The sequence below is a fragment of the Eggerthella sp. genome, assembly GCF_048329335.1.
GTDB lineage: Bacteria > Actinomycetota > Coriobacteriia > Coriobacteriales > Eggerthellaceae > Eggerthella > Eggerthella lenta.
Window position 1 is genome coordinate 1 of the sequence record NZ_DBFEGU010000406.1, and the last position, 15,014, is coordinate 15,014.

A 15,014-nucleotide genomic window follows, 5' to 3' on the forward strand; every position below is an offset into this window, starting at 1 on the left:
GGGGCTGGGCGGTATGAACGCGTTCGTGCTTGACAGCTTGCGAGGCTTGCGCGAGACGCTGCAATTCGGCCGAGCGGCCGAACGTTCGCGCGAGCTGGACGAACGCATGGACGAGCTTGCCCGCGCGGAAGCGCGCCTCAAGGGGCGCGGCGCTCTGGCGATGTCGTTGACGAACGGGCTGGTGCTGGCGCTCGACGTTGCGATGGTGCTGGCGTCGGGGGCGCTGTGCTTGTCCGGTGCCATCGCGCCCGACGGAGCTCTTGTGGCCACGGCCGCCCTCATGTCGTCGTTCGGCCCGGTCATCGCCGTGGCGAATCTCGGCTCCACGCTGCAGCAGACGCTTGCGTCCGGGGGGCGCGTGCTTGAGCTGCTTGACGAGCGCCCGCAGACCGAGGAGGTCGACGACGGTGCGGATCTGGGGACGTTCTCGGGCGCTGCGGTGCGTCGCGTCGACTTCTCCTATGGAGGGTATCCCGTGCTCGACGACGTGAGCCTGCGCATCGAACCGGGCAGCGTGGTGCACCTGTCCGGGCGCAGCGGTTCGGGCAAGTCGACGCTGTGCAAGCTGCTCATGCGCTTTTGGGATGCCACGCGCGGCGTGGTGGAGGTGTCGGGCACGGATGTGCGCCGTGCGAACACGGCCAGCTTGCGCGAAACGCAGGGCTACATGACGCAGGAAACGCATCTGTTCGCCGGCACCATAGGCGAGAACATCCTCCTTGCGAAGCCGAGCGCCTCGCCCGAAGAGCTGGCCGAAGCATGCCGCAAGGCGGCGTTGAGCGGTTTGATCGAACGTCTGCCGCGCGGGCTGGACACGCCGGTGGGCGAGCTGGGGGAGACGCTCTCGGGAGGCGAGCGGCAGCGCATAGGCCTTGCACGCGTGTTCCTGCACGACGCGCCGTTCGTGCTGTTGGACGAGCCCACGTCGAACCTCGACAGCCTGAACGAGGCCGCCGTGCTCCGCGCGCTCTCCGAGGGCCGCGGCGACAAGACCGTCGTGCTGGTGAGCCATCGCGCCTCGACCGCCGCGATAGCCGACGTGGAATACACGGTGGATCGAGGACGGTTAGGTTAAGGGTCGAGCGCCGTTCGGGTTACTCCCATCCGCCTTCGCGCAGCGTGTTCCCATCCAAGTCCTTCAGGATGAACGCGCCGTGTTCGTACACGGCGTAGCTGGCGGAGCCGTCCTTCGGGATGGAGGTGCTTCCCGGGTTGACGAACAGCACGCCGTCGCGCTCGTCGAGCGTCTTCGCATGGGTATGGCCTGACAAGAAGGCGCTGCCGGGAGCGAGCGTAGGCGGGTCGTCGGGGGACTTGCCCGGCAGGTGGCCGTGGGAGAGGTACAGGACGTGCCCGTCGGCCTCGACGAGGGCGTAGTCGGCCATGCACGGGAAGTCGAGCACCATCTGGTCAACTTCGGCATCGCAGTTGCCGCGCACGGCAACGATGCGTCCGGCCAGGCCGTTGAGCAGCGCGATCGCCTCTTTCGGCGCGTAGCCTTCCGGCAGGTCGTTGCGCGGGCCGTGGTACAGCAGGTCGCCCAGCAAGACGATGCGGTCGGGCGCTTCGGCTTCGATGCGGTCGACGAGCGCGCGCACGGCGGGCGCCGCGCCGTGCAGATCGGATGCGATGAGCAGCTTCACAGGCGTTTCCTTTCCTCGGTGGGCCCTCAGCCTAAATCGGAGCAGTAGCCGCGCGTGATGATGCGCTTCTTGCTTCTCGGGAACAGGTGGGCGTAGAGCGCCATGAAGTAGCTGTCGGTCATCGAGGCCATGTAGTCGACGACCACCTGGTTCGGATCCGATGCCAGGTACTCGTCGATCTCAACGGTGCGAGACTTGGCGGCGAGGGAGGCGGCATGGTGCTTGAACACCGGCGAGCCCTCGTCGCCTGCGAGAAGATCCTCCAAGAGGCGCTCGTACAGCTCCTCGAACATCTCTTCCACGATGTTGCCTGCGCCGTTCACCATGCCTTCGCGCTCGTATATGAGCTCGTAGTTCTGGCGTTTGGCGCGCTTGAGGTCGGCGAACGCCCTTTCGCTGAGCGCGATGCGGTCGGTGCCGTAGCTCGTGTTCACGAGGTCGACGGTGAGGTTGTTGATGATGCGCGCGTTGTCGCGGCCGATGACCTCGCTGTCGAACACGTCGAGCGAGTCGATGACGCCCATGTCGAGCGCGTCGGCGCGATCCTTGCCAACGTAGGCGATCATGTCGCTGACGCGGACGACGCAGCCCTCCAGCGTGGAAGGACGCAGCGTCTTGATGGCAAGCTCGTCTGCGGTGCACGCTTCCACGAGCCTGTCGAGCGCGACGAAGTCGGCCGTGTCGCCCATGCGCAGCACCTGCTGGGCGAACTCGCCGTTGTGGCACAGCACGCCGTCGAGGGTCTGCAGGCTGACGTTGCGGCGGTACAGCTGGTCGAGCACGCGCACCGAGTGCACGTTGTGGTTGAAGTAGCGCCCGGTTCGTCGATGGTAGCATGCGCTCAAGTAGCGCTCGCCGGCGTGGCCGAAGGGCGTGTGCCCCACGTCGTGGCCCAGTGCGATGGCCTCGATGAGCTCGCAGTTCAGCCCCAGCAGCGATCCGATGCCGCGCGCCACGCGGCTGACCAGCTGCACGTGCAGCCCGCGGCGGCTGATGTCGTCGTTCTCCACGAACGAGAACACCTGCGTCTTGTCCGCGTAGCGGTTGTACGCCGGCACGTTGAGGATCTTCTCGATGTCGCGCGCGAACGCGGGGCGCGTGAGCGTGGCGTCGTCGTGCGGGTTCCGCTCGCGGCGCACGACGTTCGCGTCGTCGAAGCGATGCGGGTGCGCGCGCCCGGCGGCGCGGTCGGCGCGGATGGCGGCCTCGATGTCGGGGTTGAGTGAGAGATAGGGGATGTTCGTGCGTTCCATGGGCGTCCTCTGCTGATGCAGCCCGCCGCGCGGCGGCGGGCGTCGCGGGTATCGGGGACATTGTAGCGCATGGAGCCGCGTACGGCGAAGAGGCCGGCGAGCGAGCGCATGCGCCGGCTCCAAGCGGTTGCAGTCCGCTTACGCACGCTTTTGACAAGCAAAACCGCCTTTCATACGTACGAAAGCTTGACAAAAGCGTGCATTAACGAAGCGGGTCAGTGCTGATGGTAACGAAGCGCCTAGTACCGGTACAGCGCGGCGATGCCGGAGTCGCCGGGAATCTTCTCGGCGGGAAGCTCGAACACGTCGGCGTCCTGGGCAAGGGCCGCGCGGACGAAGCCGTCGGCCAGCTCGGGGCCCTGGAAGCGGCCGTGCGGCTCGCGCTCGAACAGGAAGACCTCGCCCGTCTGCTCGTCGAAGCCGCCGGGGATGTAGGCGCCTTCGGCCAGGAACAGGGCGCGCACCTTGCGCTCTGCAAGCGCGAGCCCGATGGCCTCCAGGTCCGACGACGCGCCGCCGTGCGCCTCGGCATCGCCGAACTTCTCCAGCAGCTCGGTCGCGCGCGCCTCGCGCACATGCTCGATGACGGCCTTCGCATCGGCCAAGAGCTCGGGGGCCTCGATGCCGCCGATGTCCTTCTCGATGCCCTCGTCCAGCAGATGGGGGATGGTGGAGATGCGGCGGAAGGCGCTTTGGTGCTCGGGCAGGCTCACGAGGATCACCGGCAGGTCGGTGCCGGCCACGAGGTAGTCGGTCACCGCCTTGTTCACGTACTGGAAGAACTTTCCGGCCTCCTCCTTCCTCACGTCGTTGCGCGACTTCCAGCCGTGGTAGGGCGGCATATGGTTCTCGAGCGACGAGTAGTCCAGCGCACCCTCGTGCCCGTCGTACACGAGCGGGAACTCCTCGCTGAACGCGTCGAGCACGTCGCGGGGCAGCTCCACGCGCTCGAGCGAGCCGAAGTCGCCGTGGACGAACGCGAAGCGGTCGGCCGAAAGCCCCAGTAGGAAGTAGTGCGATCCGAACTGGAAGTTCTTCAGCAGCGGCTTGACGTAGAACCGCTCGCCCACGAATGCGAGCGGGCCCGCCTCGTAGCCAAGCCGGTAGATGTAGGTTCGGTCGTTGCCTGCGAGCACGGCCAGGCTTCCGCCGGGCGCGGGGTTCGTCAGATCGTCGAAGTGCTCGGCTGCGTAGGCGAGCCGCTCGTCGACGCCTTTGTATTCGCGGCGCTCGCGCTCCTGGGCGAGCTTCGCGCGCGCCTGCTCCACGAGGGCCTCGAACTCGATGCGGTCGCTCTCGTCGCCGGGAGCACTGCCGTGCGTGGGCAGGTAGAGCGATACGAGGGGCGGCTCGACCTGCTCGTAGAGCGCAGAATCGAAGTCCGCCAAAATCGTGATGTCGTCGTTCATGGCAAACCTCTCTTTTCGGGCGATCGTTCGGAATGCCGGCGAAGCGCGACCGGCCGATCAAGCATAGCAGCGGTCCCGCCGGCGTCCGATACCGCTGCGGTTTTGTCAGGATTCGGTTGGCGTTCTGCTGATTGCCCTGCGCCTTCCCGCCGCGGCGCCGCGAGCGCGCGCTTGCGCTATACTGGACGGTGACGAACACGGAAAGGGAGCGCATGCAGAACAGGCAGTGGATATTCGCGGTTATCGGGGGCTTGAGCTTCGTCCTCATGACGGGCAGCCTCGTGCTCGCGTACGCGAACGCGGGCGAGGAGGGCGTCGGCATCGCCGAGCTGGGGCCGTCGCTGGCGTTGGCATTCGTGTTCCTCGTGAACGTGGTGCTGGCGAAGCAGAACAGACGCAGGTAGGGGTCGCGATGGCGGGCGGCATCAGCGAAGAGGACATCCAGAAGGTGCGCGAGGCCAACGACCTCGTCGAGGTTATCGGAGAGCGGACGCCGGTGAAGCAGCGCGGGCGCGATTTCTGGTGCTGCTGCCCGCTGCACAACGAGAAGACCCCGTCGTTCAAGATCGATCCGGCCTTGCAGCTATGGCACTGCTTCGGCTGCGGCGAGGGCGGCGACGTGTTCGGCTTCATCATGAAGACCGAGGACCTGTCGTTTCCCGAAGCCGTGCGCCGGTTGGCCGAGCGCGCGCACATCGACATCGCCGAGAGCGGCGGGCGCAAGAGCATCGGCAGCAGCCGCAAGGCCCGCCTCAAGGCCGTCTGCGACGAGACCTCGCAGTTCTACCATTGCCAGCTCATGCGCAACCCCGGCTCCGACGCGTCGGCGGCGCGCAGCTACCTGGGCGCGCGCGGCCTGGGGGGCGAGGTGCCGAAGACCTGGCAGCTCGGTTTCGCGCCGGGGCACGGGCAGCTGGTGCGCCACCTGTCTGCGAAGGGCTTCAAGCCCGACGAGATGGTGCAGGCGAACGTGGCGCTGTCGAACGACGGGGGCAAGCTGCGCGACCGCTTCTACAACCGCATCATGTTCCCCATCAACGATCCGCAGGGCGAGTGCATCGCCTTCGGCGGACGCGTGGTGGGCAAGGGCGAGCCGAAGTACCTGAACTCGCAGGAGACTCCGCTGTTCCACAAGTCGCAGGTGCTCTACGGTATGGACAAGGCGAAAGCGGCCATGGCCTCGACCGGCATAGCCGTGGTGGTGGAGGGCTACACCGACGTCATCGCGCTGCACGAGGCGGGCGTGAGGAATGCGGTGGCCACGCTGGGCACCGCGCTCACCATGCGCCATATCCGCCTGCTGTCGCGCCATGCGCAGCATGCGATCGTGTACCTCTTCGACGGCGACGAGGCGGGCCAGCGCGCCGCCGACCGGGCGCTCGCGTTCATCGACGACTCCATGACGCCCGAGGCGGGCAAGAGCCGCATCGAGCTGGCCGCCGTCACGCTACCGGACAACCTCGACCCGGCCGACTTCGTGGCCCAGCGCGGCGCCGAGGAGCTGCAGAAGCTCATCGCGAACGCCCAGCCGCTGCTGAAATACGGCATCGAGCGCCGCCTTGCCCGCCACGACCTCGGCCGCGCCGAGGGGCGCGCCGCCGCCCTTGCCGACGCGCTGCAGGTGCTGGCCCCCATCAAGGACTCCATGCTCGCGCGCGACTACGCCGTGCAGATAGCCACGAGCGTGCGCGCCCGCGAGCAGGACGTGATCGACCAGCTGGAGCATCTGAAGGCGCCGAAGGTCGAAGGGGAGCGCGACGACGAGGGCGCGCCGGACGGTTTCGAGCAGGCCGCCGCGCCGCAGAGGCCGGCCCGCAGCCTGCCGCGCGCCGAGGTCAACCGCCGCCGCTTCGAGCGCCAGCTGCTGACGCTGGCCGCGCGCCGGCCCGACCTGGCGCTTCTGCACGCCGACGCGCTCGCTCAGACGCAGTGGCACGAGCAGGCGCACGCCGTCGTCGCGCAGAGCATGCTCGACGCGCTGGCCGAGGATCCGGCGGCTTCGTCGGCGCGCCTCGTGACGGAGGCGTCGCGCGCGCTTCCGGCCGCCGCCGCGGTGCTGACGTCGGGCACCGTGTCGGAGACGGCCGCGCCCGAGCAGCTGGCGGCCTTCCTCGTGGAGGAGCTCGCCATCGGCGACGCCGAGGACGCGGTGGGGGCCCTGCGCGCCCAGATCGCCGACCCGTCGCGCCTCGATCCCGACGAGCTGGAGATGCTCTACGAGACCGTGGCCGCCATGCAGCAGGACCTCAAGCGCCGCCGCGCCGCCCACAAGCCGCTTTCCCCGCGTTCCTGATCGGTTCCCTCGCCTCGCTCATGCGCGAGGCGAGGGATGGTATACTCGACGCGGAAGAAAGGAGGAGCCCGTGAGCCCCTTCGTCTGGTTGGCCGTCGCCGCCGTCATGGCGGTCGTCGAGGTCGCTTCGTTCGGCCTCATCACCATGTGGTTCGTCATCGGCGCGCTCGCGGCGTTCGCCGCGAACCTGCTCGGCGCCGATCTGCTCGTGCAGATCGTCGTGTTCCTGGTCGTTTCCGTCGTGTGCCTCGTGGCCCTGCGCCCCGTGTTCGTGAAGTACCGCGACCGCGGAAAGCAGGAGGAGCCCACCCATGTCGGGCAGACCGCCGTCGTGGTGGAGGACGTCGACAACGAGGGACTCACCGGCCGCGTGGAAACCGACAACCGCATGACCTGGGCCGCGCGTTCCGCCGACGGCTCGTTCATCCCCCAGGGCGCCGTCGTGCGCATCGTGGGGCAGGAGAGCGTGAAGCTCATCGTCGAAAGGAAGGTGTCCTAGCATGATCACCCTCGACCCGCTTCTGATCGCCATCATCGTGATCGTCGTGCTCGTGGTGCTGTTCTCGGTCACGTGCATCAAGATCGTCCCGCAGGCCGAAGCCGCCATCGTCGAGCGTCTGGGCTCGTACCTCGACACGTGGAACAACGGCCTGCACGTCAAGGTGCCATTCATCGACCGCGTGCGCCCCTACATCTCGCTCAAGGAGCAGGTGTTCGACTTCCCGCCGCAGCCCGTCATCACGAAGGACAACGTCACCATGTCCATCGACTCGGTGGTGTTCTTCAGGATCATGGATCCGAAGCTGTACACCTACGGCGTGGAGAGCCCGATCCTCGCCATCGAGAACCTCTCGGCCACCACGCTGCGCAACATCATCGGCGACTTGGACCTGGACACCACGCTGACCTCGCGCGACACCATCAACGCGAAGATGCGCGCCATCCTCGACGAGGCCACGGACGCCTGGGGCATCAAGGTGAACCGCGTCGAGGTGAAGAACATCACGCCGCCCGCCGCCATCCAGCAGGCCATGGAGAAGCAGATGAAGGCCGAGCGCGAGAAGCGCGAGGCGGTGCTTCTGGCCGAGGGCGAGAAGCAGGCCGCCATCACCATCGCCGAGGGCAACAAGCAGGCGCAGATCCTGTCCGCCGAGGCCGCGAAGCAGCAGGTGATCCTCGCCGCCGAGGCCGAGAAGGAGAAGCAGATCCGCGAGGCCGAGGGCGAGGCCGAGGCCATCAAGAACGTGCAGCAGGCGACGGCCGACGGCATCCGCATGGTGCGCGAGGCCGGCGCCGACAACGCCGTGCTCACGCTGCAGGCCTTCGAGGCGCTCAAGGCGGTGGCCGACGGGCAGGCCACGAAGCTCATCATCCCCTCCGAGATCCAGGGCATGGCGGGACTGGCCGCCTCCCTCAAGGAGATCGTGGCGGACGACAAGCAATAGCCCTTCCCACCTCGCGTTTTGTGGAGCTTTCGGAAGTTCGCTGGACAAGGCGCGCCCGAAACCGGACAATACGAATCCGACGATAACCCGCGCCGCCCCGAATCGGGCGGCGCGTCCCATAGATTCTAAAAGGACGTGTTGACCGTGATTTCCATCGTGCAGTCTCCCAACCCCATCCTGAACCAGATGTGCGACCCGTGCGATCTGGACGACAAGGGCCTGAAGAAGCTGGCCAAGCAGATGGCCAAGGCCATGTACAAGAACGACGGCTGCGGCATCGCCGCGCCGCAGCTGGGCGTGACGAAGCGCCTCGTGGTGATCGATTGCGATCAGGACGAGGGCGAGCAGGACCCCATCGTGCTGGTGAACCCCGTGCTCGTTGACACGCAGGGCGATCCTATCGTGGTGGGCGAGGGGTGCCTGTCGTGCCCCGGCATCTCGGTGCCCATCGCGCGCCCGCCGTTCGCGCGCGTGCGCTACTTCGACCTCGACGGCGAGGAGTGGGAGATCGAGGGCGAAGGCCTCCTCGGCCGCTGCCTGCAGCACGAGCTGGACCACCTCGACGGCATCACCATGTTCGAACGCTGCGACCCGATGACGCGCATCGAGGCGCTGCGCGATTACGAGATCGCGCTGGCGGCCGGCGCCCGCCCGGGGGAGACCTCGCTCGAAGCGCGGGTGCGCTAGCCATGCGCGTCGTGTTCATGGGCACGCCCGAGTTCGCGGCCGCCATCCTCGACGACCTGGCGGAGCAGCACGACGTGGCGGCGGTGTACACGCGCCCCGACGCGGTGCGCGGCCGCGGCAAGCGCCTGGAGCCCTCGCCGGTGAAGGCGGCGGCCGAGCGCCGCGGCCTGCGCGTGCTGACGCCGCGCACCCTGCGCGACGAGGCGGCGCAGCGCGAGCTGGCCTCGTTCGCCCCCGACGTGATCTGCGTCGCGGCCTACGGCGCCATCCTGCCGAAGGCGGTGCTGGACATCCCGCGCTTCGGCTGCCTCAACGTGCACGCGTCGCTGCTGCCTCGCTGGCGCGGCGCCGCTCCCATCGAGCGCGCCATCCTGGCGGGCGACGAAGAGGCGGGCGTGTGCATCATGCGCATGGAGGAGGGCCTGGACACGGGCGCCTACTGCGTGTGCCGCACGGCCGTCGTCGACGGCAAGAGCGCCGCTGAGCTGACCGAGGAGCTGGCCGATCTGGGCTCGCACGCCCTGCTCACCGCCCTCGTGCACGTCGAGCGCGGCGCCGCCGAGTGGACGGAGCAGGACGAGGAGCAGGTCACCTACGCCTCGAAGATCGAGAAGCGCGAGCTGGACCTGTCGCCGGCCGACGGCGCCGCGCGCGCCGCGCGCAAGGTGCAGGCGTCGAGCGCGGCGCACCCGTCCCGCGCCGTCGTCGCCGGGCGCAACGCCACCGTGCTCGAGGCGCGCGAGCCCGAGGACGCGGCGGGACGCGAGCTTGCGGCGGGCATCCGTCCGGGAGAGGTGCGCTTCGCGGGCAAGCGCCTGTTCCTCGGCATGGCGGACGGCGCGCTCGAGGTGGGCGCGCTCAAGCCCGACGGCAAGCAGACCATGGACGCGCGTTCGTTCGCCGCGGGCGTCCAGGGAATCAAGGACGGCGGCCTGACCTGGGAGGAAACCCATGCCTGAAGCATCCGAGCCGCGAAAGCCCCAAGGCTACGCCGGACCTAAGAACCCTCAGAAGAAGCCGCGCTCGAAGGCCAGCCCCGCGCGCTTGGCCGCGCTCGACGTGGTGCGCGCCGTGCGCGAGCGCGACGCGTTCGCGCAGGACGTCATCGGCACGCGCATCGACCGTTCGGACCTCTCGTCGGAGGATCGCGCATTCGCCACGAAGCTGGCCCTCGGCGTGGTCAGCTCCACGGGCACGCTCGACGAGATCATCGACCGCGCGCTCAACGCGCCCAGCGACGTGAAGCCCGACGTGCGCGACGCGCTGCGAGTGAGCGCCTACGAGATCGTCTTCCTGGGCAAGACGCCGCATGCGGCCGTCGACCAGGGCGTGGAGCTCGTGCGCTCCTTCGCGATGAGCGCGTCGGGTCTGGCGAACGCGGTGCTGCGCAAGATCGTGCTCATGCGCCAAGCGTTCCCCTTCGGCGATCCCATGCGCGACCCCGAGGCGCTCGCGCGCCTGCATGCGTTCCCCCTGTGGCTGGCGCGCAAGCTCATCGCCGACCTCGGACCGCAGGAGGCTCTCGACTTCATGCGCGCCTCGAACGAGCAGGCGCCGCTGTTCATCGCCGTCAACGCGGCGAAGACGACTGACGAGGCGCTGGTCAAGGCGTTCGACAAGCTGGACGAGGGGCTGGACCCGGTGTCGGTGGACGGCGTGGACGTTGCCGGCTGCTACCGCGTGCTCGACACGCGCGCGCTGCTGCTTCCCGAGGTGAAGCGGATGTTCTCGCAGGGCAAGATCCTCGTGACGGACGCCGCCTCGCAGCTGGTTGCCGCCTCGGTGCTGCCCGAGCGGAAGCCTTCGTCGCTTCTGGAGGTGGGCGCCGGGCGCGCCACGAAGACCATCCTGCTGCAAAGCGACGCGACGCGCGCCTACGGCTCGCAGCTGGTCCTGTCGACGCTCGACAACCACGCATTCAAGACGCGGCTTCTGCTGGAGCGCGCCGAGCGCTACGGCGCGGAGGTGGCCGAGGCGCTCACGGGCGACGCGCTGGAGCTGGACGCCGTGGTGGGGGACCGCGCCTTCGACGAGGTGTTCATCGATGCGCCATGCTCGGGGCTGGGCACGCTGCGCCGCCATCCCGAGATCCGCTGGCGCATCAAGCCGGCCGACATCGCGGAGTTCGCGCGCGTGCAGCTGGGCATGCTCCAGTCCGCCGCGCCTCACGTGGCTTTGGGCGGCACGCTGGCCTACGCCACGTGCACGGTGACGCGCGAGGAGAACAACGGCGTGGTGAAGGCCTTCCTCGAAAGCGAGGCCGGCGCGGGCTTCAAACTGGCGCCCGTCAACGGCCGCTCCTGCGTGGCCACGCGCCTGTCTCCCGGCTCCTCGGACGCCCACTTCGCCGTCCGTTTCGAGCGCATCGCGTAAAGCCTCCTCGCGCGAGGTGCCGCCCGACCCTCTCAGAGGAGGTTCGGGCGGCGTATGGAGGGGAGGGTATGCGGTTTTGCGGCGCCTAGGCTCCGGCGACGGCGTTCTTGCCGGCCACGTAGCCGTAGTATAGCGCCATCGAATGGCTGACGCCCTTGAAAGCGATGGGGTACTGCACGGCGAAGCGGTTCCCCTGGACGTTGCCTGCCACGTAGAATCCAGGTATGACCCGCTTCTCTTCGTCGAACACGTGGCATTCCTCGTCGGAAACCAGACCGCCGATGCACACGAGCATGTCGCCCTGGCGACACGGCGTGGCGTAGAACGGTGCGGTCTCCACCGGGAACAGGCGCGAGGCGATCTTGCCGAAGTCCTCGTCCTTGCCGGCCTTGGCAAGCTCGTTGTAGCGCTCGATGGACGCTTTGGCGTTCTCGATGTCGAGCCCCTTTTCTTTGCACAGGGTAAGCAGCTCGTCGAGGGTATCGGCCTTCAAGAGCACGCCGGCTTCCACCGCTAGATCGATGTTCGTCTGCGATATGTAGTCGGAAGGCGATGCGGTGGCTTCGACGCGTCCGGTCGGGCTTTCCATCTGGTAGGTCGCTTTGCCGTGCTTGATCGGGAAGGAGGCCCACTGCTCGGCCCAGTTCCCGTCGAAGAACTGGAAGAGCATGCGACCGGGCTGGTTCTCGATCTGGTTCTGCATCTGCTGGCCCGGGATGTCTTCGTTCGTGAAGCGCTTGCCGTCCTTGTTCAGGTATAGAAACGGCGCGGTGCCGACCGGGGACATGTCCATGCCCGTGCCGCCGTAGGTGCCGCCCATCCAGTGGATCATCGGGGCATGGTGCTGCTGCACGGCGGCGCCCACCCAGTTGCCCAGCTTGAGGCCGTCGCCCTGGTTGACGGGCTTGCCTTCGACGTCCATGTCGGGCCACCACACTTGGATCTCGTTCTCTACCGTGGCCGGGCAGAAGAACTTGAGGAACTCGGGATTGGACGAGTACTCGCCCGTCGCGAGGATGACGCCCTTGCTCGCGGTCGCCTTGACGTACTTGCCGGTCTCGGCGTTGCGGGCGTACACCGTGCTCACGCGATCGCCGTCCTTCTCCAGCTTCTCGGCGAAATGGCCGAAGCGCGCGTCCATCAGCCCCGTCCCGACGACCATGTCCCAGTTGGCCTCGAAGATGAACTTCTGGTCGGGATAACAGGACACCGAGCTGGGATAGCAGGGGAACGCCTCCTTGGTGAAGTCGTAGCCGTCCGGCAGGGGCACGAAGTACGGGGTGATGTACTGCTCGACGCCATCGGGAATCTCCGCGATCGAGCTTTCGGCGTAGTAGATGTCGGGCACGGCTTCGAGGTACCAGTCGAAGGCCTCGCCGCTGTGCTTCGCCCACTTCGTGTAGATGGAGCGCTTCGGGAAATACGACCCCTCTTCAACCTCGTGGTCGCATGCCTCGTCGATGTCGACGATATTCTCGCGACCCCAGCGCTTCATGGTCTCGCCGCCCATGATGGCGAAGTCGCCGGAGCGGACATTAGGCTTCTCGGACTTCTCGAACGCGATGATGGACGCGCCCTCTTCGACGGCGGAGCGGGCGGCCGCCACGCCGGCGATGCCCAGCCCGACGATGATGATATCGGCCGAAACCTCTTCTTCCACGTCCTCGGCAGCGATCTCGGGCGGGTTGACGGGCCAAGGGTAGTCTCCATTGACCGTCGCGTCGTCGGCGGCGGCCGATGCACCGGCGCTCTTGCTCTCGGTCGTCTGGGGCGCGCAGGCCGTGAGCGCCCCCGCTCCAACGGCTCCGGCACCTGCCAGCAGCGCTCCCCTTAGAAAGGTCCTTCTTGATAGATCCTCCATCGTTCCTCCTTCGATGATCGAACTTCGCTTGCAGTCGTTGGTTCTTGGGATTTCGACCATGAACGAACCATAAGGCGTTCGGCTGTCCGTGTCTGTCGCTCGATCGCGTTAGCGACGTCGTTTTTGTCACTCACAATGGGTGATTCTCGCGTTTGACAGGGTATTGTCTTATAAAATGAAGGTTCGCAGACAGCGAGTGCCGTGACGATCGTCCGGCGCAAAGAGAGAAGGATGTGCGCTCGATGGCTTCAGGTGAAGTGCGGCTTTTCTTAGAACATGCAGGCGCGGTCGGGCTGGCCGTTTGCCTGGCAACCTTGCTTGACGGGGCCGCGCCTCAATCGGGGATATTCGGGATCGGGGCGGGTTCCGAGGAGTTTCTGCTATCCTCGCTGATCTCGTTTGCGTTTGTATGCCTGCTTGCGGCGGTTCGTTTCGCCCTGTCCGCCGACGACCCGAAGCGCTTGATGGCTTTTGGCGGTCTGCTTGCCTCGCTTGGTTTTGTCGCGTTCGAATTCGTGCGGGTGCCGGGGATCGAAATTCCGATGGGCGTCGGCTGCGGTGCCCTGTTTGGTTTCGGGCTGGGAACCTCGTGTGTGTACTGGGGCGCGTCGTTCGGGTCGTTGGGGCAACAGAAGGCCGTCGCCGTGCTAGCGCTCGTCTGCCTCTTCGCCGGGCTGTTTCGGGTTGCGCTCCTGCTTCTTCCCCAGCCGTGGCAGGGCGGCCTGTTCGGCGTGCTGCTCATGCTCTCTTTTCTTCAGATGAAGAGCCAGGACAAGGACCTGCCTGCGCCGACGTCCGCCGACGAAGAGAGCGCGCTCGTTCGCACGCGCGGCATGCTCGAGCGCAACTGGGTCGTCTTTGCGGCGCTCGTGCCGTGCATTCTTCTGGTTGCGTTCAGCTGGTCTGGCAACATGCGGGGCGCGGACATGGTCAACAATCCGCAAATCGAGACTTCATGGGGGCTTGTCGCGGGGATGATGCTGAGTGCGGTGCTGTTCCTGTTCCTTTCGCGGTGGAAGCAGGGGCGCTTGGTCGACGATGCTTTCGTGGTGGTGCCGGTGCTGGCCACGGCGGGAGTAATGGTCAGCTGGTTTCTTGGCGCCTGGGAGCAAGGCTTCGGGCAAGTGGCATCCAACATCCCTTTGGGATTCCTGCAGGCTTCGGTAGTGACTTTGCTGATAGCGGGATTCAGCAAGGAAGTGAGAAACGGGCTTGCCTCGGCGTTTGTTTCGGGACTGTGCTGCGCCGCCTTGGCGATCTTGTTCTTAGGCTTCTTCGTGGTCTGGCCGTTGTTAGGCGATCGGATTGCCAGCGGCGTCAGCCTGTCGTTCGAAGCGGTCTACCTGGCCGCCGTCGCCGTCCGGCTGGCCGTTCGTTCCCATGTCTCGGCGACGGCGCCGCTTCCGAGCGCGGAGAAGAACGCCGACGAGCGTTGCCTTGCCCTCGCGAGCCGCTACGGTCTTTCGAAGCGCGAGCTGGAAACGCTCGTCTACCTGGCTCAAGGCAGGAGCGCCCCTTACATCGCCGACGAGCAGTTCCTGTCGGTGAACACGGTGCGAACCCACATCAAGCGCATCTACGCCAAGATGGATGTCCATTCGAAAGAGGAGCTGCTCGACTTGTTCCATAAAAGCTGAAAATGCCGTTGCGGCGAGGATACGGGCCCGGGACATGCGCCCGGGCCCGTTTTTCTTTATGGACGAGGACGAATGGCGGGTGCAAATCTCCGGAAAAGCCTTACTATGGGAACCGAAATCTTTGAAGCGAATAGGAGACTCACATGCTTTCCGAGCGCATACTGTCGCGCCTGATCCACACCATGACCAAGCAGCATCTGGCGCTCAACCCCACGAGCGAGACCACGATGCCCCCGGCGACGCCGGGGCAGAAGTACATGCTGTACATGCACGTCCCCTTCTGCGAGCGCCTGTGCCCGTATTGCAGCTTCAACCGCTACCCGTTTCGCGAGGAGGTCGCCCGGCCCTACTTCGCGAACATGCGCAAAGAGATGCTGATGCTGAAGGACCTCGGCTACGACTTCGAGAGCATC

At 66.7% G+C, this 15,014-nt stretch carries 13 protein-coding genes and 1 pseudogene; 10 read left to right on the top strand and 4 right to left on the bottom strand.

Annotation, left to right across the window (positions count from 1 at the left end; translation table 11 throughout):
- Nucleotides 1-1,075: ABC transporter ATP-binding protein (locus ACMO6A_RS12590; protein ID WP_418471354.1), on the top strand; the 1,075-nt coding region annotated here is incomplete at its 5' end.
- A 19-nt stretch (nucleotides 1,076-1,094) separates the two neighbouring features.
- Here ACMO6A_RS12590 and yfcE read toward each other — a convergent pair.
- From yfcE to ACMO6A_RS12605, 3 genes are all read right to left on the bottom strand, one after another.
- Nucleotides 1,095-1,643, bottom strand: a complete 549-nt coding sequence (gene yfcE / locus ACMO6A_RS12595) for a phosphodiesterase (RefSeq protein ID WP_009608614.1) — start codon at nucleotides 1,641-1,643, stop codon at nucleotides 1,095-1,097.
- 26 nt (nucleotides 1,644-1,669) lie between these two features.
- Nucleotides 1,670-2,896: a deoxyguanosinetriphosphate triphosphohydrolase family protein gene (locus ACMO6A_RS12600; RefSeq protein WP_009608672.1), complete on the bottom strand. Its 1,227-nt coding sequence runs from the start codon at nucleotides 2,894-2,896 to the stop codon at nucleotides 1,670-1,672.
- Nucleotides 2,897-3,135: 239 nt separating this feature from the next.
- Nucleotides 3,136-4,305 carry a hypothetical protein gene (locus ACMO6A_RS12605; RefSeq protein WP_009608647.1) on the bottom strand — a complete coding sequence of 390 codons (1,170 nt, stop codon included), beginning with the start codon at nucleotides 4,303-4,305 and terminating at the stop codon, nucleotides 3,136-3,138.
- Nucleotides 4,306-4,517: 212 nt separating this feature from the next.
- On the opposite strand from ACMO6A_RS12605, the gene ACMO6A_RS12610 reads away from it, so the two are divergent.
- From ACMO6A_RS12610 to ACMO6A_RS12640, 7 genes are all read left to right on the top strand, one after another.
- Entirely contained in the window at nucleotides 4,518-4,709 is a 192-nt protein-coding gene (locus ACMO6A_RS12610; protein ID WP_009608583.1) for a hypothetical protein, read from the top strand.
- Between the two features lie 8 nt (nucleotides 4,710-4,717).
- Nucleotides 4,718-6,598: a DNA primase gene (gene dnaG, locus ACMO6A_RS12615; protein WP_009608671.1), complete on the top strand. Its 1,881-nt coding sequence runs from the start codon at nucleotides 4,718-4,720 to the stop codon at nucleotides 6,596-6,598.
- A gap of 70 nt (nucleotides 6,599-6,668) precedes the next feature.
- Nucleotides 6,669-7,097 (top strand): NfeD family protein, encoded by a 429-nt coding sequence (locus tag ACMO6A_RS12620; protein ID WP_009307134.1) that lies wholly within the window; start codon nucleotides 6,669-6,671, stop codon nucleotides 7,095-7,097.
- A 1-nt stretch (nucleotide 7,098) separates the two neighbouring features.
- Nucleotides 7,099-8,043, top strand: a complete 945-nt coding sequence (locus tag ACMO6A_RS12625) for an SPFH domain-containing protein (RefSeq protein WP_009307133.1) — start codon at nucleotides 7,099-7,101, stop codon at nucleotides 8,041-8,043.
- Between the two features lie 135 nt (nucleotides 8,044-8,178).
- Nucleotides 8,179-8,730, top strand: coding sequence for a peptide deformylase (gene def / locus ACMO6A_RS12630; RefSeq protein ID WP_009608587.1), 552 nt, complete (start codon nucleotides 8,179-8,181; stop codon nucleotides 8,728-8,730).
- 2 nt (nucleotides 8,731-8,732) lie between these two features.
- Nucleotides 8,733-9,689 (top strand): methionyl-tRNA formyltransferase, encoded by a 957-nt coding sequence (gene fmt, locus ACMO6A_RS12635; RefSeq protein WP_009608662.1) that lies wholly within the window; start codon nucleotides 8,733-8,735, stop codon nucleotides 9,687-9,689.
- Nucleotides 9,682-11,103, top strand: a complete 1,422-nt coding sequence (locus ACMO6A_RS12640) for a transcription antitermination factor NusB (protein WP_009307128.1) — start codon at nucleotides 9,682-9,684, stop codon at nucleotides 11,101-11,103. The genes fmt and ACMO6A_RS12640 overlap by 8 nt, the downstream gene beginning before the upstream one ends.
- Nucleotides 11,104-11,188: 85 nt before the next feature.
- Here the strand turns inward: ACMO6A_RS12640 and ACMO6A_RS12645 are convergent, their stop codons facing one another.
- Complete coding sequence (locus ACMO6A_RS12645) at nucleotides 11,189-12,964, bottom strand: FAD-binding protein (protein WP_009307126.1); 1,776 nt, start codon at nucleotides 12,962-12,964, stop codon at nucleotides 11,189-11,191.
- A 242-nt stretch (nucleotides 12,965-13,206) separates the two neighbouring features.
- On the opposite strand from ACMO6A_RS12645, the gene ACMO6A_RS12650 reads away from it, so the two are divergent.
- Both ACMO6A_RS12650 and ACMO6A_RS12655 read left to right on the top strand, forming a co-directional pair.
- Complete coding sequence (locus ACMO6A_RS12650; protein WP_009307124.1) at nucleotides 13,207-14,601, top strand: helix-turn-helix transcriptional regulator; 1,395 nt, start codon at nucleotides 13,207-13,209, stop codon at nucleotides 14,599-14,601.
- A gap of 143 nt (nucleotides 14,602-14,744) precedes the next feature.
- Nucleotides 14,745-15,014 (top strand): annotated as a pseudogene (locus ACMO6A_RS12655) (coproporphyrinogen dehydrogenase); the annotation flags it as partial.

Bases quoted from the DNA above. Each gene is read 5' to 3' on its own strand.
- ACMO6A_RS12600 (WP_009608672.1), bottom strand. From the start codon at position 2,896: ATGGAACGCACGAACATCCCCTATCTCTCACTCAACCCCGACATCGAG.
- ACMO6A_RS12605 (WP_009608647.1), bottom strand. From the start codon at position 4,305: ATGAACGACGACATCACGATTTTGGCGGACTTCGATTCTGCGCTCTAC.
- ACMO6A_RS12610 (WP_009608583.1), top strand. From the start codon at position 4,518: ATGCAGAACAGGCAGTGGATATTCGCGGTTATCGGGGGCTTGAGCTTC.
- dnaG (WP_009608671.1), top strand. From the start codon at position 4,718: ATGGCGGGCGGCATCAGCGAAGAGGACATCCAGAAGGTGCGCGAGGCC.
- ACMO6A_RS12625 (WP_009307133.1), top strand. From the start codon at position 7,099: ATGATCACCCTCGACCCGCTTCTGATCGCCATCATCGTGATCGTCGTG.
- fmt (WP_009608662.1), top strand. From the start codon at position 8,733: ATGCGCGTCGTGTTCATGGGCACGCCCGAGTTCGCGGCCGCCATCCTC.
- ACMO6A_RS12640 (WP_009307128.1), top strand. From the start codon at position 9,682: ATGCCTGAAGCATCCGAGCCGCGAAAGCCCCAAGGCTACGCCGGACCT.
- ACMO6A_RS12645 (WP_009307126.1), bottom strand. From the start codon at position 12,964: ATGGAGGATCTATCAAGAAGGACCTTTCTAAGGGGAGCGCTGCTGGCA.
- ACMO6A_RS12650 (WP_009307124.1), top strand. From the start codon at position 13,207: ATGGCTTCAGGTGAAGTGCGGCTTTTCTTAGAACATGCAGGCGCGGTC.